This is a genomic window from Microvirga sp. RSM25 (assembly GCF_044784385.1).
Classification (GTDB): Bacteria; Pseudomonadota; Alphaproteobacteria; order Rhizobiales; family Beijerinckiaceae; genus Microvirga; species Microvirga tunisiensis.
On the sequence record NZ_CP173039.1, the window covers coordinates 1720954 to 1745127 of the forward strand.

Genomic DNA, 24174 nt, shown 5'->3' on the forward strand with positions numbered 1-24174 from the left:
CCTGTGGCGAAATGCCTTATCCGGCCCCAAGCGTGGTCGTAGACAGGAGATCGGTCCCGAAACCCTTGCGCAGCTTGGGTTTCGTTGGAATAATTTCGCCCTATAACCCCATCCAAGGTATGGATGTGGCCGGATGGGAAAAGGTCCAGCCCAGGAGGGAAGGCCGATGGGTGAGGTGCTGTCGCATCGCAAGCTGTCGGAACTGATCGGATCGATCTACGACTGCGCCCTCGATCCCGGCCGCTGGGAACCGACCCTGTCGGAGGTCGCGGACACCTTCGACTGCGCCGTCGTGTCCCTGACCCTGAACGATCTCCACGAAAACCGCTTCCTGATCAACAAGGCCGCCGGCTGGGAGCCGGGCCTCCTGCGGATCAAGTCGGAACGGCACGTGGGAGAGATCAACGCCCGGCTGACCGAGTGGCTGACCCTGCAATCGTCGATCGACGAGATGTTTGTGACCTCGGTCCATCTCAGCCCTGACTATGTCCAGACGTCGCCCTACGCGGAGGAATGCCTGAAGCCGCAGGGCATCGTCGACATCATGCACATGTTCCTCATGCACACGCATCGGCAGTTCGCGGAGATTGGACTGGGGAGGCACGCCCGGCAGGGCGTCATCACACCGCGCGAGATCGAACTCGGCCGCCTGCTGCTGCCTCATCTGCGCAAGGCGGTGACGATCAGCGATATCCTCGACGTGCGCTCCATCGAGCGTGCTCACATGGCCGAAGCGCTCGATGCGCTCCGGTGCGGGGTCGTGCTGACCGACGAGCGCTCCGGCATTCTGCACGCCAACCGCTCGGCCGAGCACATGATGAGCAATGGTGGCCCCATCCGGAGCATCCGCCGCGTCCTGGCCGCCACCGCGTCGTCGGCGAGCCGGGAGCTCCGCAAGGCGATCATGCTCGCCGCCCGCAACGGGACGCACCCCGGCGAGACGAGCACGGCCATTCGCCTGACGGATGTCGATCAGCCGCCGGCCTACGCCCACGTGCTTCCCATGGCGACGGGAGACCTGCGCACGCGGCTGCAGCCCAATGCGGTCGCGGCCATCTTCATCGGGGTGCCCGACGAGCAGACAGGGATCGGCCTGCTCGCCAGGGCCTTCAGCCTCACTGCCGCCGAGGTCCGGATCCTGGACAGTCTCATGGCCGGCCATACCCTGGCCGAAACCGCGCAGCATTTCGGCATCGCCCGGTCGACCGCAAAGACGCATCTCGACCATATCTTCGCCAAGACCGGCGTGTCCCGCCAGACGGAGCTGGTCCGGTTGACGATGCAGATGACCCAGCCGGTCCATGGCGGTCCTCTCGACCTCGGGCAGCCCTGGCAGCAGCAGGGAGATATCGGTCGCCCGAGCTAGAGCATTGGATGTGAAAGGTGGGTGGCACTTTTGGGGTCCATCCGTTGCGCTAGACACTGAGCCCCCACGCATTCGCGGCCATCAGCACGCCCAGCAACCCGAGGACCAGGCCCGAGGCCTTGTTGATGAGGTTCAGGACCGTCACGTTCAGCCGCGAGCGCAGGGCGGCGACGCTGCCGCTCACGATCAGCCACCACGTGACCGAGGCCGCGAACACGCCTGCGATCATCGTGGAGGCGGCCGTCGGGGCGGGGGACGCGACGGCGGGCAGCACGGCTGCCAACAGGGCCGGCGTCAGGGGATTGAGCAGGGCGCAGGCAACGGCGCTGCAATAGGACGAAACGGCTCCTCGTTCCTGCGCGACCGATGCCGTCAGCGACACGGTCCGCCGGAGAACGCGCGCGCTGAACCAAAGGAGGAGGCAGGCGGAGGCGGCCGAGATGAAGGCTTGGCTGTTGCCGAGGACCGGGGTGACGGCCGGCCCGACGCCCAGCACGGCGCAGGTCGTATAGATCGCGAGAACAGTCGCCGCGCCGAGGCCGGTGGCGAAGCCCGCGATGGCGCCATAGATCAGCGCGCGCTGAATGCAAAGTACACTCATGGGACCGATGGGCACAGTGATCACGAACCCAACCGTTGCCCCGGATAGGAATGCCGACATGCCAGTCATGACCATGCCTCGCTGAGCCGTGTCGAGGCGAATGTTCGTCCTGGTGCGAGCAGGTCGTAACACCGCCTCTTGCAGGAGACTCGACGCTAGCTCGACCGGCAACGCGCCGCGTCCACCGTTTGGTGGATGCGGAGCATTCAGGCTGGGGCGGAGGCAGATATTTTTGCCGATCCGTCAGGCGGGCATCTGCGGCTCGATGACCTTACCGTCCTGCGTGAAGTCGTAGATCTTGCCAGTCTCGGTCCACGAGGGCAGGGCGAGCTTCACGATGTGCGGAGCGAGGTCGTCCGGGGTCTTCAGGGTCAGCGGGTCCTCGCCGGGCATGGCCGTGCGGCGCATGGCGGTGCGAAGCGGGCCGGGATTGAGCAGCATGGTCTTGACCGGGGTCGTCGCCGTCTCGGCCGCGTAGGTGCGCACCAGCGCTTCGAGGGCGGCCTTCGACACAGAGTAGACGCCCCAATAGGCCCTGTGCTTGTGGGCGGCGCCGGACGTGATGAAGATCGCCCGGCCCGCGTCCGAGGCCCGCAGCAGCGGATCGAGGGAGCGGATCAGGCGGTAATTCGCCGTCACGTTGACTGCCATCACCTCGTCCCAGACCGGCTGGTCGATATGGGTGATCGGCGCGAGCTCGCCGAGCTGGCCCGCATTGCCGAGCAGAATGTCGAGCTTGCCCCAGCGCTCGTAAATCGCGGCGCCGAGCCGGTCGAGGGCCTCGAAATCCTTCAAGTTCACCGGCACGAGGGTTGCCGAGGAGCCCTTGGCGCGGATCTCGTCGTCGAGGGATTCGAGGGCGCCCTGGGTCCGGGCCAGCGCGATCACGTGCGCGCCGGCCTCGGCAAGGGCGAGCGCCGCGGCGCGGCCGATGCCGCGCGAAGCGCCGGTGACGACCGCGACGCGGTTGAGGAGAGGCTTGTCCATTGAGATGCTCAGTCGGCTTCGGCGAGAACGGCGAGACGGCGCGGGGTGGCGACGGTGAGGTCCGTCAGCGGCGTCGGGTAATCGCCCGTGAAGCAATGGTCGGTGAATTGCGGCTGCGCCGGGTTGCGGCCCTTCTCGCCCATGGCGCGGTAGACGCCTTCGATGGACAGGAAGGCGAGCGAATCCGCCCCGATATACTGGCGCATCTGCTCCAAATCGTGGGTAGCGGCGAGCAGCTTTTCCTTCTCGGGCGTGTCGATGCCGTAGAAGTCCGGATGAGTGATCGGCGGGCTGGAGATGCGGAAATGCACTTCCTTGGCGCCGGCCTCGCGCATCATGCGCACGATCTTGACCGAGGTCGTGCCGCGCACGAGGCTGTCGTCTACGAGCACGATGCGCTTGCCGGCAATCGCCGCGCGGTTGGCGGAATGCTTCATGCGCACGCCGAGCTCGCGCACCGACTGGGTCGGCTGGATGAAGGTGCGGCCGACATAATGATTGCGGATGATGCCGAGTTCGTAGGGCAAGCCGCAGGTCTGGGCATAGCCCAGTGCCGCGGGCACGCCGGAGTCCGGCACGGGAATGACCACGTCCGCCTCGGCCGGCGATTCCAGCGCCAGCTCGCGGCCCATGCCCTTGCGGACGTCGTAGACGCTGCGGCCGTTCACGACGGAATCGGGACGGGCGAAATAGATGTATTCGAAGATATCGGGACGGGGAGTCTGCTCCGGCACGAAGCGGAAGGATTTGATGCCCTCGTCCGAGATCACCACGCATTCGCCGTTCTCGATGTCGCGGACGAAGCGGGCGCCGATGATGTCCAGCGCGCAGGTCTCGGAAGCGAGAATGTAGCGGCCGTCGAGCTCTCCCAGCACCAGCGGGCGGATGCCCAGCGGGTCCCGGGCGCCGATCAGTTTCTTGTTGGTGAGCGCCACCAGGGCATAGGCGCCCTCGATCTTCTGGATCGCCTCGACGAAGCGGTCGACCACCTGGTCCTTGCGGCTGCGGGCGACGAGGTGGACGATCACCTCCGTGTCCGTGGTCGACTGACAGATCGCGCCGTCGCGGATCAGATTGCGGCGCAGGGTCAGGCCGTTGGTCAGGTTGCCGTTATGGGCCACCGCGAAGCCGCCGCCGTCGAGCTCGGCGAAGAGGGGCTGCACGTTGCGCAGAACCGTCTCGCCCGTGGTCGAGTAGCGGGTATGGCCGATGGCGGACAGGCCTTCCAGACGCTCGATGGTCGCCCGGTCGGAGAAGTTGTCGCCCACGAGACCCAGCCTGCGCTCGGAATGGAAGACCGACCCATTGTAGGAGACAATGCCCGCCGCCTCCTGGCCGCGGTGCTGCAGGGCGTGGAGGCCGAGTGCCGTGATGGCGGCCGCATCCGGGTGTCCGTAGATGCCGAAGACGCCGCATTCTTCGCGCAGGGTATCGCCGTCGAGGTCGAGGTCGACCTGCTTCGGGGTGACCTGCCACGTCTCTGACAAAGCAGACATCGATCAAATCCTTGGGATTCGCGCCCCCACCGGCGCCGCCCTTATGTAGTCGGCCTTAGGCCGAACGCCAATGGCTAAACTGACGCTGGCGGAAACGTGAAGGATAAGGCTCAGCTCCGCCGCTGGGGCGGCTGCGGAGCTGCGGGAGCGCCTGGCGCCGCCGGGCGCTGCGGGTCGGGCTCGGCCGGCTCGGCTTCCGTCGGCGCTTCCTTGTTGCGCAGGCGTTGGAGCAGGGCCTCGGCATTCTCAGGCAGCATCGCGATGATGCTGTCACGGGTGTTTTCCATTGCCGGCCGGGTGCGGGAGGAGGCCGCCCATTCAGGCTCCTTGCCCTGGAGCAGCCAGCCCAGGAAGGCCCAGCCGATCACGCAGATGAGGAAGCCGCGCGCCGCGCCGAAGAACAGCCCCAGCGTCCGGTCGAGGGCGCCGATGCGCGAATCGAGGATAAGGTCGGAGACCTGCACCGTGATGATCGAGACGATGATCAGCGTCACCACGAAGATGCCGCCGATAGCGGCTACGAGCGCCACCGTGTTGCTGCTGATATATTGCTGCGCGATCGGCAGGGCCGTCGGATGCAGGTACCAGGCCGCGGCGGCTGCGACCACCCAGGCTACGATGGCGAGAACCTCGCGGGTGAAGCCGCGCACGGCAGCAAGAAGAGCCGAGATCAGGACGATACCGATGACGACGAGGTCCAGAACGGAAAAGGGCATGGGCCGGGCCTACGCAAGATAACAGGAATGGAGCCGCCTTTGCGGGTTCAGAGCCTGGCTCTATAGCGTTAAGAAAGGCTTTCGTCACCCTTGGAACGCTGGAAGGTTGTGCGAAGGAGAACGCAGAGCAGCCTTCGATCAGGAAACCTGCACGATCAGCTTGCCGAAATTCCTGCCCTCCAGCATGCCGATGAAGGCCTCCGGTGCGCTCTCAAGTCCGTCGACGATGTCTTCCTGGTACTTGACCCGTCCCTCGGCGATCCACTGGGCCATCTCCCGGTAGAAGGCGGGGCGCTGCGCGTGGAACTCGCGCTGGATGAAGCCGCGGATGGTCAGGCTCTTGGTGAGCACGTCGCGCATGAGGATGGGCAGGCGATCAGGCCCGTCGAAGGGGCCGGTGCTGTTGTACTGCGCCACAAGTCCGCAGACCGGGATGCGGGCGAAGGTGTTCAGCAAAGGAAACACGGCATCCCATACCTTGCCGCCGACATTCTCGAAGTAGACATCGATGCCGTCCGGACAGGCTGCCTGCAATTCCTCCGCAAAGGTGGGCGAGCGATGGTCGAGGGCGACATCGAAGCCGAAAGCGTCGCGAACCAGCGCGCATTTGTCCGGTCCGCCGGCGATTCCCACCGCACGCGCCCCTTTGATGCGCGCAATCTGGCCGACCGTCGCTCCGACTGGCCCGCTTGCCGCAGCCACCACGACGGTCTCTCCCGGCTTGGGCTGCCCGAGGGTGAGCAATCCGGCATAGGCCGTGAAGCCCGGCATCCCGAGTACGCCAAGCGCGGTCGTGACAGGTGCTTGTTGCGGATCGAGCTTGCGCAGATCGGTGCCGTCCGACAGGGCATGGGCCTGCCAGCCTGAATAGGAGAGAACCATATCGCCCGCAGCATAATCGGGATGCCGGCTCTCCAGCACCTCGGCCACCGTGCCGCCCTCCATGACCTGCCCGATCTCGACAGATGCCGCGTAGGATTTCGCGGCGCTCATGCGGCCACGCATGTAGGGATCGAGCGAGAGATACCGGATCTTGAGAAGAACCTGTCCTTCGCCTGGACTCGGGATGGGCGTCTGCGCGAACTCGAAGTTATCGGGCGAGGGGCGACCGACCGGACGCGAGGCGAGGAGGATTTGAAGGTTTTGTTCTGTCACAGCTTCGACTCCTGGGGCGGGACTGGCGCAAGGCGCCGTCTGTCGTGGCACGTGCGATTTACACCTGATAACGGGTGATGTGCAGAGCCCATTCGTCAAGGATTCGAGATGTCGTTTAGGGGATGTGAGAGCAATAAAAAAGCTCCGGCGGATAACGCCGGAGCCCGATATCGGGATGGTACCCGATCTTAGATGAACAGGAAGTCGTTGAAGGAGAGGGTGGTGCCGGGCTTCAGCTTGAGGATTTCGATCGGTTTCGCGCTGCCGGATCCGTCAACATCCAGGTAAACCGTTCCGCTCTTCTTCGTGTATACGACGTAGTCGTTCCCGTCATTGGAGGCGGTCCCGACGGTGAAGAATTTCTTCTCCAGCTTGCCTTCTTTGAAGACCTTATCAAGCCCGACCGAGGACTTCTTATCCAGCTTACCCTTCTTGGCGAGGTCAAGAAGATCGCTCTTCGCGGCTTTGACCTTGAACCCCTTCAGGGCATCGAGGTCGAAATGGATCTTGTCCTGTCCGGATTTGAAGTCGTTGATGTGGTCGAAATGGCCCTTCTTGAAGGAATTGTCGAACACGAAGGTGTCCGCACCATCGCCGCCGGAGAGGATATCCTTGCCGGCACCGCCGTTGAGCGTGTCGTTTCCGGCAAGGCCATAAAGCTTGTCGTTGCCGGCGCCGCCGTTGAGCATGTCGTCGCCGGCGAGGCCATAGAGCGTGTCGTTGCCGGACAGATCTTTGAATAGGGCCGCTTCGGCACTGCCGAAGAGCCGGTCGTCCGTTGCGGCAGCGTCCTGGAGGTTGACGGCATCGGACACGTTGATGGTCAGGCTTTCCGTGTAAACGTTACCGTCGGAATCTTTGACCTCGACCGTGATCTGATGCGACTTGGCGCTCAGATAATCCAGCAGAGAGCCGTCCTTCACCACGACATTACCGTCCACGATGTCAAAGCGTCCGCCGGCATTGTCGGTCAGGGTGTAGGTGAAGGTGTCGTCGTCATCGGGATCGAACGCCCAAAGGGAACCGATCACAGTGCCTGTTTGCGCATGCTCGACCACGGAGCTGTCCGACAGGATGACCTCGGTCGGAGCCGTATTGTCCGTCACCGAAACCGTGAAGGTCGTCAGCGCGACGACGGTGCCCACATCTCCGGTGGCGGAAATCTTGAAGGTGAACTGATTGAGGGCATCGTTCTCGAAATCGAAGAGGCTGCTGCCGTCGCCGCTTACGCTGTTTTTGACGACCAGCACCCAATTCAAGATGCCTTCCTGGGAGATTGGCTTGATTTCGAAGCGGCCGCTGCCCGGATCGATCAATCTGAAGGCGGCATTCTCGCTGGCACCCTCACCGGTGACGCCGATGAAGCCCACAATCGTGCCGACTTGAGGATTCTCGATGACTGTCGAGTTCGAAAGAGTAACCGTCGCCATGCTGTCCCCCAAGATTCCAGGCCTATCGTTGATTCTGCCGACGAGGTCATCCGGCAGACTTATAGGATTAATGATACATAATATCATTTGGCGATCAAGTAGACCGGATGGCCTAAGACACTTCCAGAAGGAACAAGCCGTCAGGAGGCTTTGCGCCGGCGCGCTGCAATTCCTGCAACCAGATCAGTGATATGGCCGATGGAGGATGTTGCGAGAGGCAGCTTCTCCGGCTTGCCTTTCTCCAGGCGCGGTGCCGGTGCGACAGCGCCGGAAAAGCCAAGTTTCGCCGCCTCCTTAAGCCGGGCCGGCGACTGCGCCACCGGGCGGATTGCGCCCGAAAGACCGAGCTCGCCGAAATAGACCGTGTCGGGGGGCAGCGGATTGCCGGAGAGGGACGACACCAAAGCTGCCGCAGCCGCGAGATCCGCGGCGGGTTCGGTGATGCGCAGGCCTCCCGCCACGTTGAGATAGACGTCGTGCATGCCGAGCTTGAGCCCGCCATGGGCCTCCAGCACCGCGAGCACCATGGACAGGCGGCTCTGATCCCAGCCGACCACAGCCCGGCGCGGCGTGCCGAGGGAGGTCGGCGCGACGAGGGCCTGGATCTCCACCAAGAGCGGGCGCGTGCCCTCCATGCCGGCGAAGACCGCCGTGCCGGCGGTCGCCATGTCGCGTCCGGCGAGGAACAGCTCTGACGGGTTGGTCACCTCGCGCAGGCCTTGGTCGGACATTTCGAAGACGCCGATCTCGTCGGTGGGGCCGAAGCGGTTCTTTACGGCGCGCAGGATTCGGAAGTGGTGGCCCGTGTCGCCCTCGAAGGAGACCACCGCATCGACCATGTGCTCGACGACGCGGGGGCCGGCGATCTGCCCGTCCTTGGTCACGTGGCCGACGAGAATGACGGCCGTACCGGTGGTCTTCGCGAAGCGGATCAGCGCCTGGGCGGAGCCGCGGACCTGCGTGACGGTGCCGGGCGCGGATTCCACCGTCTCGGTCCACATGGTCTGGATCGAGTCGATGATGGCGAGCGCCGGCGGACGGCCCTGGCTCAAGGTGGCGATGATATCCTCGACATTGGTCTCGGAGGCGAGTTCGACGGGCGCCTGGCCGAGGCCGAGGCGCTCGGCCCGCAGGCGCACCTGCGCCACCGCCTCTTCGCCCGAGATATAAGCGACCCGCTCGCCCCGCAGGGCAAGGGCGGCGGAGGCCTGCATCAGCAGCGTCGACTTGCCGATGCCGGGATCGCCGCCGAGCAGGATGATCGAGCCATGCACGAAGCCGCCGCCGGTGACCCGGTCGAGTTCGGCAATGCCGGAAGGTGTGCGCGGGGCCTCCTTGCTCTCGCCGGAGAGACCTTCGAGCGGAAAGATCCGGCCCTTAGCACGAGACGGGCGCGTGGCGACGGGACCGGCCATCGGGCTCGCGGAGCCTGCCTCCTCGGCGATGGTGTTCCAGCCGCCGCAGGCCTCGCACTTGCCTTTCCAGCGGGTATAGACTGCGCCGCATTCCTGGCAGACGAAGGAGGGGTGACGTTTGGCCATCAGCCTTGCCCCCCGCCATAGGTGCGGGCGTAGCGCGATCCGAGATTGGTCAGAATTTCGTAGCCGATGGTGCCGGCGCGGCGGCCGACCTCGTCGACGGTCAGATTTTCCCCGATCAGAGTGACGGTGTCGCCGCGCTGAACCTGGTTCTCCGGTACATCCGTCACGTCGATCGTAATCAGATCCATGGAGACGTTGCCGGCGAAGGGGCAGGTGCGTCCTGCCACCAGGGCCATGCCGGAGAGCAGCTCGTCGCCGCTCTTGCCGCGGGCGCTCGCGGCGCGCGGATAACCGTCAGCATAGCCGACGGAGAGGGTGGCGATGCGGCGTTTTTCCAGCGCAAGCCAGCGGCCGTTATAGCCGACACTGTGATCCGCCTCGACCCAGCGCAGCTGCACGATGCGGGCTTCGAGACCCACGACCGGCTTCATGGGGTTGTCCCGGTCCGGCGTCGGGTTGCCGCCATAGAGCGCGTACCCCGGTCGGGCGAGATCGAAGTGTGGCTTCGCTTCAAGGAAAATACCGGAGGAATTGGCGAGCGAGGCCGTGATGCCGGGAAGCGTTGCCCGCACGGCCTGAAACGCTTCGATCTGCTGCCGATTGAGCAGATTATCGCTTTCCTCGGCGCTCACGAAATGGCTCATGAGCAGCGCGGCCTCAAAATCCTTCAGGCTAACCGAGTCCTTGAGCGTCAATCCTTGCGGCACGGTGAGGCCGAGCCGGTTCATGCCGGTATCGACATGGATCGCGGCTTTCCGCTTTTGGCCCTCAGCGCGGCAGAAGCCGGCCCATTCCTCGATCTCCTCGAAGGAGCCGAGAACGGGACGCAGATCGAATTCCGCGTAAGTGGGGCAGGTGCCGGCAAAGAGGCCGTTCAGCACGTAGATCGTGGCGTCGGCGGCAACGGCGCGGACGCGGATCGCCTCGCTCAGGTGCGCCACGAAGAACGTGCGGCAGCCGGCCCCGGCGAGAGCAGGGACGGCCTTCTCGATGCCGATGCCATAGGCGTTCGCCTTGACCACGGCGGCAGTCTCCGCGCCGCCTGCATTGTCACGCAGAATGCGCCAGTTCGCGGCGAGGGCATCGAGGTCGATATGGAGGACACCACCGGCCGCATTCTCGGGAATGCCGCCGGCTGCATTGGTTGGTGAGGTAAGCTTGGTCAATCGCCAATCCGTTCAGGGAGTTTGTCTTCATCCGCAAGGTTGGTGAAGCGGGTGATGTCGGCCTGGAAGGCCAGCTGCACGGTGCCGGTTGGTCCGTGACGCTGCTTGCCGATGATGACCTCGGCCTTGCCGTGGACCTGATCCATCTCCGCCTGCCACTTGAAATATTCCTCGGTGCCGGGTTTCGGCTCCTTGTTCTTCAGATAGTACTCATCGCGATAAACGAACATGACCACGTCGGCGTCCTGTTCGATCGAGCCCGATTCACGAAGGTCCGACAGCTGGGGGCGTTTGTCGTCGCGCGATTCCACCTGACGGGAGAGCTGGGACAGAGCCACGAGCGGAACGGAGAGTTCCTTGGCAAGGGCCTTGAGACCGGTGGTGATCTCGGTCAGCTCCTGCACGCGGTTTTCGCCCTTCTTGGCCGAACCGGAGAGGAGCTGGAGATAGTCGACGATCAGAATGTCGAGGCCGCGCTGGCGCTTGAGGCGGCGCGCACGGGCCGCGAGCTGGGCGATGGAGATGCCGCCGGTCTGGTCGATGTAGAACGGGATCGACTGCATTTCGCGGGCGGCTTCCGTGATCTTGTAGAAATCGTCCTCGCGCATGTCGCCGCGGCGGATCTTGTAAGAGGGCACGCCCGATTGCTCGGCGATGATACGGGTGGCGAGCTGCTCGGCCGACATTTCGAGGGAGAAGAAGCCGACGATGCCGCCGTTCACGGTCTTGAGCGTACCGTCCTGCTGCTTCTCGGCCTGATAGGCCTTGGCGATGTTGAACGCGATGTTCGTCACCAGCGAGGTCTTGCCCATCGCCGGGCGTCCGGCAAGGATGACAAGATCCGACGGCTGCAATCCGCCGAGCGAACGGTCGAGATCGACCAGACCCGTTGAGACGCCTGACAGAGCGCCTTCGCGCTTGTAAGCGGCGGCAGCCATATCGATGGCTGACGTCAGGGCTTCGGAGAAGCGCTGGAAGCCGCCGTCATAGCGGCCGGTCTCGGCCAGGGCGTAAAGGCGGCGCTCCGCCTCCTCGATCTGGTCACGGGGCGAGGTCTCCACGGGTGCGTCGAAGGCGACGTTCACCATGTCCTCGCCGATATTGATCAGGTTCCGGCGCACCGCGAGGTCGTAGATCGTGCGGCCGTAATCCTCCGCATTGATGACGGTCGTTGCCTCGGCGGCCAGACGTGCGAGGTACTGGGAGACGGTGATGCCGCCGAGATCCTGATCGCCCAGGAATGTCTTCATGGTGATCGGAGTCGCGACCTTGCCGGCCTTGATCAGGCTCGTCGCCACCTCGTAGATGCGCCGGTGCAGGTCTTCGATGAAATGGCCGGCCTCGAGGAAATCGGAGACGCGGTAATAGGCGTCGTTGTTGACCAGAACCGCGCCCAGCAGAGCCTGTTCGGCTTCGATGTTGCTGGGAGGCGTCCGAAACTGCGGCTCGGCGGCTTCGAGGCGGGCGATCAGGGCATTGGCGGCGGCCATCTGGCGCTCCGAAAACAAAAGAAGGGTTAGAGTCTCTTAGACCGCAATTGGTGTCCTAAAGGTTGCCGTGCGGACACGAAGTCGGGACTCTTCCCGATCTGTCCTCGCTGTCCTCGATTCTCACACCGTTCCTCTTTTCGCAGGCGTTGCAGCTTGACTCTTCGACAAGCCTGGAACCCAAAAGAAAAACGCTCCCCGTCGAATCGACGGAGAGCGCGATTTTAGAACAAATCAAGAACTAGAGCAATCGCTCCAGCTTGCTGCCTGGAACTTGTCATCACCGGCCTTGTGCCGGTGATCTCGATCCGAAGAGCGCGGCGCCTCGCGGGGTCGTCATGGCCGGGACACGCCCGGCCATGACGGAGAGAGGGTTCATTCCCGGCAGGGAAATGACGAAGGCCTTAGATCTCTTCGTCGCCACCGGCCTCGGCCAACGCGGCGCCGACCTCGAGGCCGAGATCGTCGAGATTCAGTTCATCGCGAGCCGTGACGGCTTCGCCGCGAGCCTGACGCTCAGCTTCCTCGGGGCTGCGGGCGACGTTGATGGTCACCCGAACCTCGACCTCCGGATGGAGGGCGACCGGCACATTGTGCAGGCCGATGGTCTTGATCGGCTGGTTGAGAGCGATCTGGTTGCGGTCAACCGTGAAGCCGTTCTGGGTCATGATCTCGGCGAGGTCGCGGGTCGAGACCGAACCGTAGAGCACGCCGGTCTCACCGGACTGGCGCAGGATGATGAAGCTCTGGCCGTTCAGCTTCTCGCCGACGACTTCCGCTTCCTTGCGGCGCTCGAGATTGCGGGCCTCAAGCTGGGCGCGCTGAGCCTCGAAATGCTTCTTGTTGCCCTCGCTGGCGCGCAGAGCCTTGCCGCGCGGCAGGAGAAAGTTGCGTGCGTAGCCCGAGCGGACCTTTACGGTCTCACCCATCTGGCCGAGTTTTGCGACGCGCTCGAGAAGGATCACTTCCATGGTTGTCTCCTTTAGGTTCGTGATCAGGTGGAAAGAGTTGGCGGGGGATTCGGCCGCGTGCCGAAGCGGCGGCGCAGGCGGAAGACGGTGTCGGCAATGCCGAACAGGGCCAGAGCAACCATCAGGATGCCCTGGGTAATGAAGATGAGGACGTACAGAGCCGACAGGATGAACGAGCGGCCGGACTTGCCCCGCGTACGGTCGTGAACGGCGGCGAGACCCTGCAGGGCAAAGGCCATGAGGAAGGCTCCCGACAGGGCCATTCCCAGTGCGCCGATGAAGCCGTCGAAGCTTGCCACCACGAGAGCGCCGATCAGGATCAGCCCGGCAGAACGGGGCATCACGAGTTCCGGAACCGACGGCCAGGGGCGCGGCAGGCGCTTGGAGGCGTGCACGATTCGGGCGGCCGCCCAGAGATAGAGCGCCAGCACGGTGGCGAAGCCTTGGGCCGAAAGGAAAGGCGTCAGGCGGGCGAAGATGCTGACCAGTTCCTCACGGGTTTCCGCGTCGAGCGCGTCGGGCCCGGATGTGTTGAACTGCGTGTTGACGAAGGCCTCGGACACCGCGCGGGCATTCTGGTCGAAGGCGCTGAAATCGCCGCCCGTCGAGATCACGCCGGCGGCGATGATGGTGAGCGCTGCCGTTGCAGCGATCCAGGCCAGGAGCCGCCCGACCGGGTACCATTCCATGGTTCCGTCCTGTCCGGGGCGCCCGAGAAGGGCGAGATAGGACAACCACCAAGCGGGCAGGGCGGTGATGAGGGCAAAGCCCAATCCGCTGAGCGGAGACAGGATCAGCGCGATCGCAAGACCGCCGACGAGAGCCGCAATGAGCCCGGAGCGGTGGTCCCACCCAAGGGAAACGATCAGAACGGGAATCGGGGCAAGGAGATACAACACGGCCGCGAGCGGCGTCGCCTTGACGATCACCGCAGTCAGAAGGGCCGATACGAGGCCCGCGCCTATGCCTGTTGCAACAAAATGCATCGTCTCGCTGTCCCACTGCTCGCTGGCAGGGTTAGGGGTTTTTGCCCCAACTGGCCCGGCGGGTTTTCACCGCTGGGCTATGAAAAATCTATCCTCTTCGACCTCATCCTGAGGAGCAGCGAAGCTGCGTCTCGAACGAGGCTCCAGAGAACTCTGGAACCGCCATCCTCGTCCTTCGAAACGCCGCCCATGGCGGCTCCTCAGGATGAGGATGGCTTTTCGCATAGCTGTCCGACCAATCGGGCAGCCGGGTAGTCTTTAGCGGATCACGTAGGGCAGGAGGCCCAGAAAGCGGGCGCGCTTGATCGCCTGGGCGAGCTCACGCTGCTTCTTGGCCGACACGGCCGTGATGCGCGAAGGAACGATCTTGCCGCGCTCCGAGATGTAGCGGGACAGGAGCTTCGTGTCCTTGTAGTCGATCTTCGGGGCGTTGGGACCCGAGAAGGGGCAGGTCTTGCGACGACGGAAGAACGGACGGCGACCGCCGCCGGCAGCCCCACCAGTAGCACCAAATGCCATGATTAAGCCTCCTCAGCTTCGTTGCCGCCGTCGAAGCCGCCGCCGTCGCGCTCGCGGCGCTCCCGGTCCTTGCGCTCGTCGCGGTCACGCTTCTGCATCATCACGGACGGCTCGGTCTCGAGCTCTTCGACCTTGATGGTCATGAAGCGAAGGATGTCTTCGTTGATGCGCATCTGACGCTCCATCTCAGCCACCGCAGGAGCGGGAGCGTTGAGATTGAACATCGTGAAATGCGCCTTGCGGTTCTTCTTGATCCGGTAGGCGAGGGACTTCACGCCCCACATCTCGGTCTTGTCGACGCTGCCGCCATTCTGCTCGATGACGCCCTTGTACTGGTCGACCATAGTTTCGACCTGCTGCGGGGTGACATCCTGGCGAGCCATAAAGATATGCTCATAGAGAGGCATAGTGGGCCTTTCTCAGGTTTGAGGTTCAAGCCGTGGCACTGTTTTAAAGAGTGTCGTGGCCGTTTCGCGCGTCCGATCGGCGCCAAGCCCTTCGAGCCTGCAAGGCCCGAGCGATTGTCGAAGGCGGAGACACGGGACGACGGGTTCAAGAACCCTGCATGGCAAGCCAAGCCGTCCGTTCAGCCCCCGGCCGGAGCGAGCGAACGCGAAGCGGGGGCTATAGTCGATTTGGGTCGGGAAGGCAAGGGCTCGGCCTGCTCCCGCGTCATCACCGGCCTCGTGCCGGTGATCCCGATTAAGAGAGGCGCAGCGCTTTTCTATATCGAGATGGCCCGCCCAAGGCCGGCCATGACGGGAGGAAAGGTAAGAGCGGCGAATTGCCGTTGATAGCGCGCTTGAACTGCAATGGGACTCTGGTCAACGCGGGGTGGTAGGCTAAAACACCCTTATGATGGCTCCTCCTCTACGCCTTGGCGTCAATATCGATCACGTCGCGACCGTGCGGAATGCGCGGGGCGGCATCCATCCCGACCCGGTCCGGGCCGCGAACCTGGCCGTTCTGGCCGGAGCGGACGGGATCACCGCGCATCTGCGCGAAGACCGGCGACACATCCGCGATGCGGATATGTGGCGGCTCAAGCAGGAGCTGTTCGTGCCGCTCAATTTCGAGATGGCGGCGACCTCCGAGATGGTGGCGCTCGCCACGCGGATGCATCCCCATGCGGCCTGCCTCGTGCCCGAGAAGCGCGAAGAGCGCACCACGGAAGGGGGCTCGACATCATCGGCGCCCATGCCCATCTGCGTCCGGTGATTCAGGAATTGAAGGGTGAGGGCATCCGGGTGTCGCTTTTCGTCGAGCCGGAAATTGCGGTCATGGACGCCGCCTGCGACCTGCGGGCGCCCGTGGTCGAACTCCATACGGGCACCTATTGCGAGGCGGTCGTCGATGGCGACCCGGCAAGGATCGCCCATGAGCTGGAGCGCCTGAAGCGCGCTGCCGAGCACGGGGCCGGGATCGGCCTCGAGATCCATGCGGGGCACGGCCTCACCCTCGACTCGGTCCGTCCCGTCGCGGCGATCCCGCAGATCGTGGAACTCAATATCGGCCATTCGCTGATCGGCGAGGCCATCTTCCTCGGGCTCGACGAGGCCGTGCGGGCCATGCGCGCCGCCATGGACGAGGGTCGGGCACAGGTGCCGGCGTGATTCTCGGCATCGGGTCCGACCTTTGCGACATCCGGCGCATCGAGAAGTCGATCGAACGCTTCGGCGACCGCTTCACCCACCGCATCTATACCGAGGGCGAACGGGCAAGGAGCGACCGCCGGGCCGCCCGGGCCCCGTCCTATGCCCGCCGCTTCGCCGCCAAAGAGGCCTGCGCCAAGGCCTTGGGAACGGGCCTGAGCCATGGGGTCTTCTGGCGCGACATGGAGGTTGTCAATCTTCCGACCGGCCGCCCGACCATGCGGCTGACGGGAGGAGCTCTGGAGCGCCTGAAGGCCATGACGCCCCCGGGGCACAAGGCGGTGGTCCATGTCTCTCTGACCGACGATCCCCCCATGGCCCAGGCCTTCGTGATCATCGAAGCGCTTCCGGCCTGAGAGGGGCTGCGTTGCGGCAGGACGCGCCTTAGGTTAGAGCATGCCGCGGCAGGATGGATTCCGGTCGCCGGACGAGACTGCAGTAACGAATAAATCCATCGAGAGTGGTTTGCCCTTGGGGCTTAAGTGCAAACCCCTCTCGACTTGCCACACGGATGAAGACGGCCTCCGCCGTCATGGTCCAAGAGCATAGGTCGACAGACGTGAGCGAAAAAAGCAGCAAATACGTAGGCAGCAGCACGAAGAACGAAGAAGGCGGCCTTTGGGAGACCATCAAGGTCATCGTTCAGGCCCTTCTGATCGCGGTCGTCGTTCGCACGGTGCTCTTCCAGCCCTTCAACATCCCGTCGGGATCCCTGATCCCGACCCTGCTGATCGGCGACTACCTGTTCGTCTCGAAGTATTCCTACGGCTATTCCAAGCACTCGATCCCCTTCAGCCCGGGCATCTTCTCCGGCCGCATCTTCGGCGCCGAGCCGAAGCGGGGCGAGATCGCCGTGTTCAAGCTGCCCAAGGACAATTCGACCGACTACATCAAGCGCGTCATCGGCCTGCCGGGCGACAAGATTCAGGTGATCGGCGGCGTGCTGCACATCAACGGCCAGCCGGTGCAGCGCGAGCGTGTCGAGGACTACAAGACCACCGACCTCTACGGCCGCACGATCTCCGTGCCGCAGTACAAGGAGACGCTGCCCGGAGGCGTGTCCCACTTCGTCATCGAGCGTGACGCCGACCGCGGCTACTGGGACAACACCAATGTCTACACGGTGCAGCCCGGCCATTTCTTCATGATGGGCGACAACCGGGACAACTCCACCGACTCGCGGGACGAGGCGAGCGTCGGGCAGGTACCGTTCGAGAATCTGGTCGGCCGGGCCGAGATCATCTTCTTCTCCATCGACGAGAGCGCTTCCCTGTGGCGCCCGTGGGAATGGCCGCAGAAGATCCGCTGGAATCGTCTGTTCGAGCGGATCCAATAGCCCGTGGCACGCCGCAAGCCAGATCTAGAAGAGCTTCTGAAGAAGCTCGGCTACCGCTTTGAAAAGCCCGAACTCCTGGACGAGGCGCTGACCCATGTCAGCGCCCCCCAGGCGGCGGGCCAAAGCTATCAGAGGCTGGAGTTCCTGGGGGATCGGGTGCTCGGTCTCGCCATCGCCGAACTGCTCTACAAAACCTTTCCCAATGCACCCGAGGGGGAACTCTCACGGCGCTTGGCGGAACTCGTGCGGCGGGAAAGCTGCGCCGAGATCGCCATCGCGTGGGACGTAGGGCCCTATCTCAAGCTCGGCGCCGGCGAGGCGCATTCGGGCGAGCGGCGCAACCAGACCATCCTGGCCGATGTCTGCGAGGCGATCATCGGCGCCGTCTTCCTCGATGGCGGCTACGAGGCGGCCAGCGACCTTGTCGAGCGCTCGTTCCAGGCATTGCTGGAGGCTCCCCGCCGCCCCCTGCGCGACCCGAAGAGCGCCCTGCAGGAATGGGCCCAAGGCAGGGGCCTCCCGCCGCCGACCTATTCCATCGCCGAGCAGACAGGACCCGATCACGCGCCGAAGTTTCGGATCATGGTCAAGGTGAAGGGGACCGAGAGCGCGTTCGGCCAAGGAACTTCAAAGCGCATCGCGGAACAGGCGGCGGCGCGAAGCCTTCTCTTGAGAGAGGGCGTCTGGACGGAGGAAGAGCATGGAACAGCCTGAGCAAACCCATACCAAGGCCGGTTTTGTCGCTCTCATCGGTGCGCCGAACGCCGGCAAGTCGACCCTCCTGAACTCGCTGGTCGGTTCCAAGGTCTCGATCGTGTCCCGCAAGGTGCAGACGACCCGCGTCCTCGTGCGCGGCATCGCCATCGAGGGCGAGGCGCAGATCGTCTTCGTGGACACGCCCGGCATCTTCAAGCCGAAGCGCCGCCTCGACCGCGCCATGGTGACGTCGGCCTGGGGCGGGGCGGGCGACGCGGACGTGATCGCCCTCCTGCTCGACGTGCGCAAAGGCATCGACGAGGAGGCCGAGGCGATCCTCGACAAGCTGCCCGACCTGAAGCGCCCGAAGGTGCTGATCCTCAACAAGATCGACCTGATCGAACGCTCGAGGCTGCTGGAAATGGCCGCGAAGCTCAACGAGAAGGTGCCCTTCGCCCATACCTTCATGATCTCGGCCCTGAAGGGCGACGGCATCCAGACATTGAAGCGGCAGCTCGCCGAGATGATGCCGGAAGGGCCATGGCTCTATCCGGAGGACCAGATTTCCGATGCGCCCCTGCGCATGCTGGCCGCCGAGATCACCCGCGAGAAGATCTACGAGCGCCTGCACGAGGAACTGCCCTATCAGTCCACCGTCGAGACGGACCAGTGGCAGCAGCGCCCCGACGGCTCGGTGCGCATCGAGCAGACCGTGTTCGTGGAGCGCGACAGCCAGCGCAAGATCGTGCTCGGCAAGGGCGGGCAGACCATCAAGGCCATCGGACAGGCGGCCCGCAAGGAGATCGCCGAGATCGCCGAGGCTCCCGTGCACCTCTTCATCTTCGTGAAGGTGCGCGAGAACTGGAGCGACGATCCCGAGCGCTATCGCGAGATGGGTCTGGAGTTCCCGCGCGGTTAGGCGCGGCAGGCCGTGCGCAGTCCGCCCCAGCAGCAGTTTGTAATCCGTGTCGAGACGACGCTCGCGCAATCACGGGCGTCAGTTCCTCGTGACGATCTGAACAGTATTGTCCAAAGCATCGATGTATTGAGCGCGCCGCAGAATACCGAACATCGTTGGGCCCCTCGTCTTAATGTTCCTCACCCAACTTCACGTTAAATGGTCGACGTAGGCAGAATACTTGAGGGATGTTCTCCTAAGGTCTTAGAAAGGCAGTATTGCGTCCAAAGCCTTCAGGGCTGCTCCATCCACACGAGGGTAACTTCGGCAGTCATCCAGTAAAGCTTATGGACACTCGGAAATCGTTGATTTGCCTCGATTTCAGGCGGCTTTTGAACGCAACCAGATCAGGCGTAAGGCTTTATCCTGAAAGGATTGTACGAAGGCAGGCCTTTGCCGGCAAAACCTTCTTGAAGTAGCCCATCAGTGTCGACGTCGACGTCCTGGAGAGGCCATGAGCAGCTCTTCTGATCAGACGGCGCAAAGACGTCTCGCCGCTGTCCTTGCCGCAGATGTGGTGGGCTATTCAGATCTCATGTCCAAAGACGAGGAAGGCACGCTCGCCCGTCTCAGAGATCTGCGGCGCCAGGTCATCGAACCGCGAATCCGCATCCATCATGGTCGCCTGGTGAAAACCATTGGGGATGGCTTCCTATGCGAGTTCTCGAGCCCCGTCGAAGCGGTTCGCTGTGCCGTCGATCTTCAGGAGACTGTTTCCCAGGTTTCGGATGGAGAGATTATCAAGCCTCTCCAGTTGCGGATCGGGATCAATCTCGGCGACATCATCATCGAGGAGGACGGAGACATCTTCGGCGACGGAGTGAACATCGCCTCACGCCTGCAGAAGATGGCGTTGCCCGGCGGAATCTGCCTGTCCGGAAAAGTCCATGAGGAGGTAAGAGACAAGCTGCCGTACCAATTCGAGGATCATGGCGAGCATCGCTTCAAGAACATCGGGAGGCTCATCAAGGTCTATTGCCTTCTGGCAGGACTGGATCCGTCGACGATCTCATCCGAGGCACGGCCCGCCTCTTCGCTGCGGGACAGGCCGTCCATTGCGGTCCTGCCGTTCGTCAATCTCACCAATGATCCTGAACAGGAGTATTTCGCAGACGGCATTGTTGAGGACATCATCGCTGCCCTGTCACGCTTCAGATCCGTTTTCGTCGTCGCCCGCAACTCGACCTTCACCTACAAGGGTCGGAATGTGAGCGTTCCGCAGATCGGGCGCGAGTTGGGCGTGCGGTATGTGCTCGAGGGCAGTGTCAGGCGTTCCGGAGAAAGAATCCGTATTACCGCGCAACTGGTCGATGCCGCCAGCGGCATGCATCTCTGGGCCGAGCATTACGATGGTGTGATGGCGGATGTGTTCGATCTCCAGGATCGGATCACGACCAGCGTCGTCGGTTCGATTCAGCCCTCCATCCGGGCCGCCGAGATCGAACGGGCAAGGCGCAAACGCCCGGAGAGCCTCGATGCCTACGATCTCGTCATGAGATCCCTGCCGAACGTCTGGGCGCTGGAGTTCGAGGCCAACAAGGAAGCAACCCGGCTTATTGACAAGGCCCTTCTGCTCGATCCGAGCTATCCGCTCGCCCTCTCTCTGGCCGCGTGGTGCCGAGGGCAGCGCATCGTCTACAACTGGTCCAAGAATGTGCAGGAGGATAAGCGCGAGACCCTGCGTCAGGCACAGGCGGCTGCCGCGATCGCCCACGACGATCCGTTCATTCTGACGGTGCTCGGCGCCGCTCTGACGATCACGCGGGAGTACCAGCGCGCCAAATCCATGCTGGAGCGATCCCTCACGTTGGATCCGAACTCGGCCTGGGCCTGGAACCGCAGCGGATGGCTGCACAACTACCAGCATGATCCGGAGGTGGCGATCCAGCATTTCGAACGTTCCCTGCATCTCAGTCCGTACGATCCGATGGCGTTCAACTGCGACATGGGCATCGGCTGCGCCCACTTCATCGCCAAGCGATACGATGAGGCGGCGCAGTGGCAGGAGAAGGGACTGATGGCGAAACCGAGCGCCGCCTGGATTCATCGGACGCTCGCCCCCTCCTATGCTTTGGCCGGCGATCTCGACAAGGGTCGGGACAGTGTTGGCGAGTTGGTGAAGAATTATCCCGGGATCACGATCTCGGACATCATCGCGGCCATGGCCTTCAGCAAGGAAGCCATGAGCCGCTTCGCGGAAGGCCTGCGCCTTGCCGGTCTTGCGGAATGACAGCTCAAAAGGGGCCGGGAGGATGAGGATCCTCCCGGCCTTCTCGTCTTACTGCTGGTTCTGTCCCTGCAGCAGCGGGGTGATCCGGCGCATGGCCACCCGGCGGTTCTGTCGCTCGGGAGATTGCGTATCCACCTTCAGGTATTGTTCGCCGTAGCCCTGGGTCGTCAAGTTCTCGGCCGGGATCTGGAAGCGTTCCGTAAGGATGGTCGCAACCGTCTCGGCGCGCCGGTCGGAGAGGGTCAGATTGTCCTCGTCCGCGCCGACGGCATCGGTATGGCCCTCGATCAGGAAGATCTCGTTGGGATTCCGAGACAGGGCGGAGCGGATCGCCTCGGCGATACCCGTCAGGGCGCCGGCCTGATCTCCAGCCAGTTCCCAGGAGCCGAACTCGAAGGTGACCGTATCCACGTCGACCCGACGCATGCGTTCGCGCAGTGGCTGACTGCGACGAACCTCGTCGAGCGTATAGGACCGCTCGATGCGCTCGACGGGAGGAGCGGTGAAAGCCTCGACCAGATCGTCCTGAGAGGCGTCCTCCACGTCCACGATGTACTGCTCGCGGGGAATGCGGACGACCGGCGGCGGCAGCCGCACGACCTCCTCCTCGGAATATCCGTATCCAGTCGGACGACGGCTGCCGCGCCTGTTCTCGATCAGCACCACCTCGCGGCCTGCGGCCTCGCGCCTCGACCGGCGGATCAGGTTGCCGTACTGGTCCCGGACCGTCACGATCTCGGATCCGTCAGGACGGCGTACGATGGTGACCTCCTCGTCGGCCCCACGCCGCTCCGTGCGGATATCAGCATCGCGATAGCTGCGGCGGAACCGCTCGTTCTCGTCGTGCCGGATGATGACCTGATTGCCCTCGCGGATGATGGTCCGGTTGCCGGGCTCCTCGATGATGACCCTATCGCCGTCCCGCCGCTCACGGCGCTGGCCGCGCAGGTCCTCGATGCGGACCCGCGACGGATCCAGAGGCTGCATCGCGCCGGGAGCCGCCTGCTGAGGAGCGGTCCGTCCGGGCGCCTGCTGGACGGGGGCTCCCGGAACGGACGGTGTCGGCTGGGCGCGGGTTGCGGGCGCAGGAGCCGCGGGAGCAGGAGCGGCTGGCGCCGCCGCAGGTGTGCGCGGCGCAGGAGCCGCGGGAGCAGGAGCGGCTGGCGCCGCCGCAGGTGTGCGCGGCGCAGGCTGAGCGGCCGCCGGAGGCGTTGCGGGAACGGCCGGTTGCTCCTGCGTCGGCCGCTGGCCGCGCGTGCGATCGGGATTCTCGGTGTTGTCGGACCGGCCGGGGCGCTGGCGCTCCGCTGGAGGCGCAGCGTCTGGAGCCTGCCGCTGCTGCACCGGCGCCGGGGGCGCTGCCGGCTGGGCAGCGGGCGGAGGGGCGGCAGGACGGGTCTGTCCAGCCGGGGCCTGAGGCCTCGGTCGCTCGGCTGGTGGCTGATCGCGCTCCTGGGCGGCCGGGCGCTGCGGTCGTGCCGGGGTGTCCGCCGGGGGCTGCGGTCGTTCGGCGGGAGCCTGTTGTGCCGGACGGGCCGGGGTGGCTGGCGCGGCAGCGGGAGGCGGTGCCGGCCGTTCGGTCGGAGGGCCGGGCTCGCGGCGGGGGCGCTGGGCTCCAGGACCATCATCGGGTCCTTGTGCGCCGGGACCTGCTCCGCGAGGCGGACGCTGACCGCGTTCCTCGGACGCGCCGGGGCCACCCTGATCCTGTCCGCCCTGCCTGCGGTCCTGACCGGGGCGCCCGCCGCGTTCTCCGTCCTGTCCCTGCCGCCTTTGACGCGCTCCGGGCGGCAACTCTTCATCGGTTGCCGGTCCAGCCTGAGCCAGAACGAGGGGCGTTGCCGGGCTTGGCTGGAGAGCCGAGACATGCGCCGGCAGCAGCATCAGGGGAAGGGCGGTACTCGCAAGAAACAGACTGGAAAGCTTCATGATCCTCAATTCATCGTTTGGCGCACTAAGGTCATCGACAATGACAAGCTGCCGGGTTGGTTCCGAGAAAGGCGGGATTCCGCTTTTGAAACAGAATTTTAGAAGTTCGCCGATATGGTTGGAGACCATGGATGAATGCGGCCTGAATGCTTACATCTGCATTCGGGAAACACTCTCGCCGAAGGCAGCCGAGACGGATGCAGTGGACTGATGAAGGCGTCGTTCTCGGCGTCCGCAAACACGGGGAAACGAGCGTCATCCTCGAGCTGATGACCCGCGGGCACGGGCGCCATCTGGGCCTGGTCCATGGCGGCCGCTCGAAAACCCTGCAACCCGTGCTCCAGCCGGGGAATACCGTCCATGTGACCTGGCGGGCGCGGCTCGACGAGCACCTGGGGGCCTATCAGGTCGAGGGCCTGGACCTGCGCGCCGCGCGCCTCATGGGCTCCTCCATGGCCCTGTATGGCCTCGCGACCCTGGCCCATCTGCTGCGCTACTTCCCGGAGCGCGATCCGCATTTTCCCCTTTACGAGACCCTGACCGTGCTGGTCGATCACTTGGATGATGCCGACCTCGCGCCGGCACTCTTCGTGAGGTTCGAGCTCGCCATGCTGACCGAGCTCGGCTTCGGTCTCGACCTGTCCTCCTGCGCCGCCACGGGAAGCGAACGGGATCTCACCTATGTCTCCCCGAAGAGCGGGCGGGCCGTCAGCGCCACGGCCGGGGAGCCCTACAAGGACAGGCTCTTGAAGCTGCCGGGTTTCCTGATCGGACAATCCAGGGCCAACCGGCCCGGCGAGGAGGAGATCCGCGCGGGATTTGCCCTGACGGATTTCTTCCTGCATCAGAATGTCTTCGATCCCCAGGGCCAGAAGGCGCCGGAGGAGCGGGCGCGTTTCGTCGCACTGGCCACGGCTGGGGACGAATGAGTTTTGTTTCTGTTATGTTCTCA

At 64.2% G+C, this 24174-nt stretch carries 21 protein-coding genes and 1 pseudogene; 8 read left to right on the top strand and 14 right to left on the bottom strand.

Features of this window, described 5'->3' with window-relative positions; translation table 11 throughout:
- Positions 1-166 precede the first annotated feature (166 nt).
- A complete protein-coding gene (locus ACD578_RS08140; RefSeq protein WP_404292192.1) occupies positions 167-1366 on the top strand; it encodes a helix-turn-helix transcriptional regulator in 1200 nt (399 codons plus the stop codon).
- Between the two features lie 49 nt (positions 1367-1415).
- Here ACD578_RS08140 and ACD578_RS08145 read toward each other — a convergent pair whose 3' ends face one another.
- From ACD578_RS08145 to rpsF, 13 genes are all read right to left on the bottom strand, one after another.
- Positions 1416-2036, bottom strand: a complete 621-nt coding sequence (locus tag ACD578_RS08145; protein WP_404292194.1) for a LysE family translocator — start codon at positions 2034-2036, stop codon at positions 1416-1418.
- Between the two features lie 174 nt (positions 2037-2210).
- A complete protein-coding gene (locus ACD578_RS08150; protein WP_404292196.1) occupies positions 2211-2954 on the bottom strand; it encodes an SDR family NAD(P)-dependent oxidoreductase in 744 nt (247 codons plus the stop codon).
- An 8-nt stretch (positions 2955-2962) separates the two neighbouring features.
- On the bottom strand, positions 2963-4450 hold the full coding sequence (gene purF, locus ACD578_RS08155; protein ID WP_404292198.1) for an amidophosphoribosyltransferase: 1488 nt from the start codon (positions 4448-4450) through the stop codon (positions 2963-2965).
- A 110-nt stretch (positions 4451-4560) separates the two neighbouring features.
- Positions 4561-5166, bottom strand: coding sequence for a CvpA family protein (locus ACD578_RS08160; protein WP_404292200.1), 606 nt, complete (start codon positions 5164-5166; stop codon positions 4561-4563).
- Between the two features lie 138 nt (positions 5167-5304).
- Entirely contained in the window at positions 5305-6321 is a 1017-nt protein-coding gene (locus tag ACD578_RS08165; RefSeq protein ID WP_404292201.1) for an NADP-dependent oxidoreductase, read from the bottom strand.
- 188 nt (positions 6322-6509) lie between these two features.
- On the bottom strand, positions 6510-7751 hold the full coding sequence (locus tag ACD578_RS08170) for a calcium-binding protein (RefSeq protein WP_404292202.1): 1242 nt from the start codon (positions 7749-7751) through the stop codon (positions 6510-6512).
- A gap of 140 nt (positions 7752-7891) precedes the next feature.
- Complete coding sequence (gene radA, locus ACD578_RS08175; RefSeq protein WP_404292203.1) at positions 7892-9292, bottom strand: DNA repair protein RadA; 1401 nt, start codon at positions 9290-9292, stop codon at positions 7892-7894.
- Positions 9292-10458 carry an alanine racemase gene (gene alr, locus ACD578_RS08180; protein ID WP_404292204.1) on the bottom strand — a complete coding sequence of 389 codons (1167 nt, stop codon included), beginning with the start codon at positions 10456-10458 and terminating at the stop codon, positions 9292-9294. The genes radA and alr overlap by 1 nt, the downstream gene beginning before the upstream one ends.
- Entirely contained in the window at positions 10455-11948 is a 1494-nt protein-coding gene (locus tag ACD578_RS08185; RefSeq protein WP_404292206.1) for a replicative DNA helicase, read from the bottom strand. The genes alr and ACD578_RS08185 overlap by 4 nt, the downstream gene beginning before the upstream one ends.
- 401 nt (positions 11949-12349) lie before the next feature.
- Positions 12350-12916, bottom strand: a complete 567-nt coding sequence (gene rplI / locus ACD578_RS08190) for a 50S ribosomal protein L9 (RefSeq protein ID WP_152709198.1) — start codon at positions 12914-12916, stop codon at positions 12350-12352.
- 23 nt (positions 12917-12939) lie between these two features.
- The gene (locus ACD578_RS08195; RefSeq protein WP_404292208.1) at positions 12940-13902 is read right to left on the bottom strand and encodes a DUF2232 domain-containing protein; all 963 of its coding nucleotides are present in this window, start codon (positions 13900-13902) and stop codon (positions 12940-12942) included.
- Between the two features lie 258 nt (positions 13903-14160).
- Positions 14161-14421 (bottom strand): 30S ribosomal protein S18, encoded by a 261-nt coding sequence (rpsR, locus tag ACD578_RS08200; protein WP_036353512.1) that lies wholly within the window; start codon positions 14419-14421, stop codon positions 14161-14163.
- Between the two features lie 2 nt (positions 14422-14423).
- Entirely contained in the window at positions 14424-14828 is a 405-nt protein-coding gene (gene rpsF, locus ACD578_RS08205) for a 30S ribosomal protein S6 (RefSeq protein ID WP_152709202.1), read from the bottom strand.
- A 451-nt stretch (positions 14829-15279) separates the two neighbouring features.
- Between rpsF and ACD578_RS08210 the strand changes: the two are divergent.
- The 6 genes and pseudogenes from ACD578_RS08210 to ACD578_RS08235 all read left to right on the top strand — a co-directional run bounded on the left by ACD578_RS08210 (position 15280) and on the right by ACD578_RS08235 (position 21293).
- Positions 15280-16034 (top strand): annotated as a pseudogene (locus ACD578_RS08210) (pyridoxine 5'-phosphate synthase).
- Positions 16031-16429, top strand: a complete 399-nt coding sequence (gene acpS, locus ACD578_RS08215) for a holo-ACP synthase (RefSeq protein ID WP_162002781.1) — start codon at positions 16031-16033, stop codon at positions 16427-16429. Before ACD578_RS08210 ends, acpS begins: the two are co-directional and overlap by 4 nt.
- A 203-nt stretch (positions 16430-16632) precedes the next feature.
- Complete coding sequence (gene lepB / locus ACD578_RS08220) at positions 16633-17409, top strand: signal peptidase I (RefSeq protein ID WP_404292211.1); 777 nt, start codon at positions 16633-16635, stop codon at positions 17407-17409.
- Between the two features lie 3 nt (positions 17410-17412).
- On the top strand, positions 17413-18123 hold the full coding sequence (rnc, locus tag ACD578_RS08225; protein ID WP_404292214.1) for a ribonuclease III: 711 nt from the start codon (positions 17413-17415) through the stop codon (positions 18121-18123).
- Positions 18110-19024, top strand: a complete 915-nt coding sequence (gene era / locus ACD578_RS08230) for a GTPase Era (RefSeq protein ID WP_152709206.1) — start codon at positions 18110-18112, stop codon at positions 19022-19024. Before rnc ends, era begins: the two co-directional genes overlap by 14 nt.
- A 493-nt stretch (positions 19025-19517) precedes the next feature.
- The gene (locus ACD578_RS08235; RefSeq protein ID WP_404292216.1) at positions 19518-21293 is read left to right on the top strand and encodes an adenylate/guanylate cyclase domain-containing protein; all 1776 of its coding nucleotides are present in this window, start codon (positions 19518-19520) and stop codon (positions 21291-21293) included.
- 48 nt (positions 21294-21341) lie between these two features.
- On the opposite strand, the gene ACD578_RS08240 is transcribed toward ACD578_RS08235, so the two are convergent.
- The gene (locus ACD578_RS08240) at positions 21342-23222 is read right to left on the bottom strand and encodes an OmpA family protein (protein WP_404292218.1); all 1881 of its coding nucleotides are present in this window, start codon (positions 23220-23222) and stop codon (positions 21342-21344) included.
- A gap of 197 nt (positions 23223-23419) precedes the next feature.
- Between ACD578_RS08240 and recO the strand changes: the two genes are divergently transcribed.
- Complete coding sequence (gene recO / locus ACD578_RS08245; RefSeq protein WP_404292219.1) at positions 23420-24151, top strand: DNA repair protein RecO; 732 nt, start codon at positions 23420-23422, stop codon at positions 24149-24151.
- Positions 24152-24174: the final 23 nt, after the last annotated feature.

Bases quoted from the DNA above. Each gene is read 5' to 3' on its own strand.
- ACD578_RS08140 (WP_404292192.1), top strand. From the start codon at position 167: ATGGGTGAGGTGCTGTCGCATCGCAAGCTGTCGGAACTGATCGGATCG.
- ACD578_RS08145 (WP_404292194.1), bottom strand. From the start codon at position 2,036: ATGACTGGCATGTCGGCATTCCTATCCGGGGCAACGGTTGGGTTCGTG.
- ACD578_RS08150 (WP_404292196.1), bottom strand. From the start codon at position 2,954: ATGGACAAGCCTCTCCTCAACCGCGTCGCGGTCGTCACCGGCGCTTCG.
- purF (WP_404292198.1), bottom strand. From the start codon at position 4,450: ATGTCTGCTTTGTCAGAGACGTGGCAGGTCACCCCGAAGCAGGTCGAC.
- ACD578_RS08160 (WP_404292200.1), bottom strand. From the start codon at position 5,166: ATGCCCTTTTCCGTTCTGGACCTCGTCGTCATCGGTATCGTCCTGATC.
- ACD578_RS08170 (WP_404292202.1), bottom strand. From the start codon at position 7,751: ATGGCGACGGTTACTCTTTCGAACTCGACAGTCATCGAGAATCCTCAA.
- radA (WP_404292203.1), bottom strand. From the start codon at position 9,292: ATGGCCAAACGTCACCCCTCCTTCGTCTGCCAGGAATGCGGCGCAGTC.
- ACD578_RS08185 (WP_404292206.1), bottom strand. From the start codon at position 11,948: ATGGCCGCCGCCAATGCCCTGATCGCCCGCCTCGAAGCCGCCGAGCCG.
- rplI (WP_152709198.1), bottom strand. From the start codon at position 12,916: ATGGAAGTGATCCTTCTCGAGCGCGTCGCAAAACTCGGCCAGATGGGT.
- ACD578_RS08195 (WP_404292208.1), bottom strand. From the start codon at position 13,902: ATGCATTTTGTTGCAACAGGCATAGGCGCGGGCCTCGTATCGGCCCTT.
- rpsR (WP_036353512.1), bottom strand. From the start codon at position 14,421: ATGGCATTTGGTGCTACTGGTGGGGCTGCCGGCGGCGGTCGCCGTCCG.
- rpsF (WP_152709202.1), bottom strand. From the start codon at position 14,828: ATGCCTCTCTATGAGCATATCTTTATGGCTCGCCAGGATGTCACCCCG.
- era (WP_152709206.1), top strand. From the start codon at position 18,110: ATGGAACAGCCTGAGCAAACCCATACCAAGGCCGGTTTTGTCGCTCTC.
- ACD578_RS08235 (WP_404292216.1), top strand. From the start codon at position 19,518: ATGAGCAGCTCTTCTGATCAGACGGCGCAAAGACGTCTCGCCGCTGTC.
- ACD578_RS08240 (WP_404292218.1), bottom strand. From the start codon at position 23,222: ATGAAGCTTTCCAGTCTGTTTCTTGCGAGTACCGCCCTTCCCCTGATG.
- recO (WP_404292219.1), top strand. From the start codon at position 23,420: ATGCAGTGGACTGATGAAGGCGTCGTTCTCGGCGTCCGCAAACACGGG.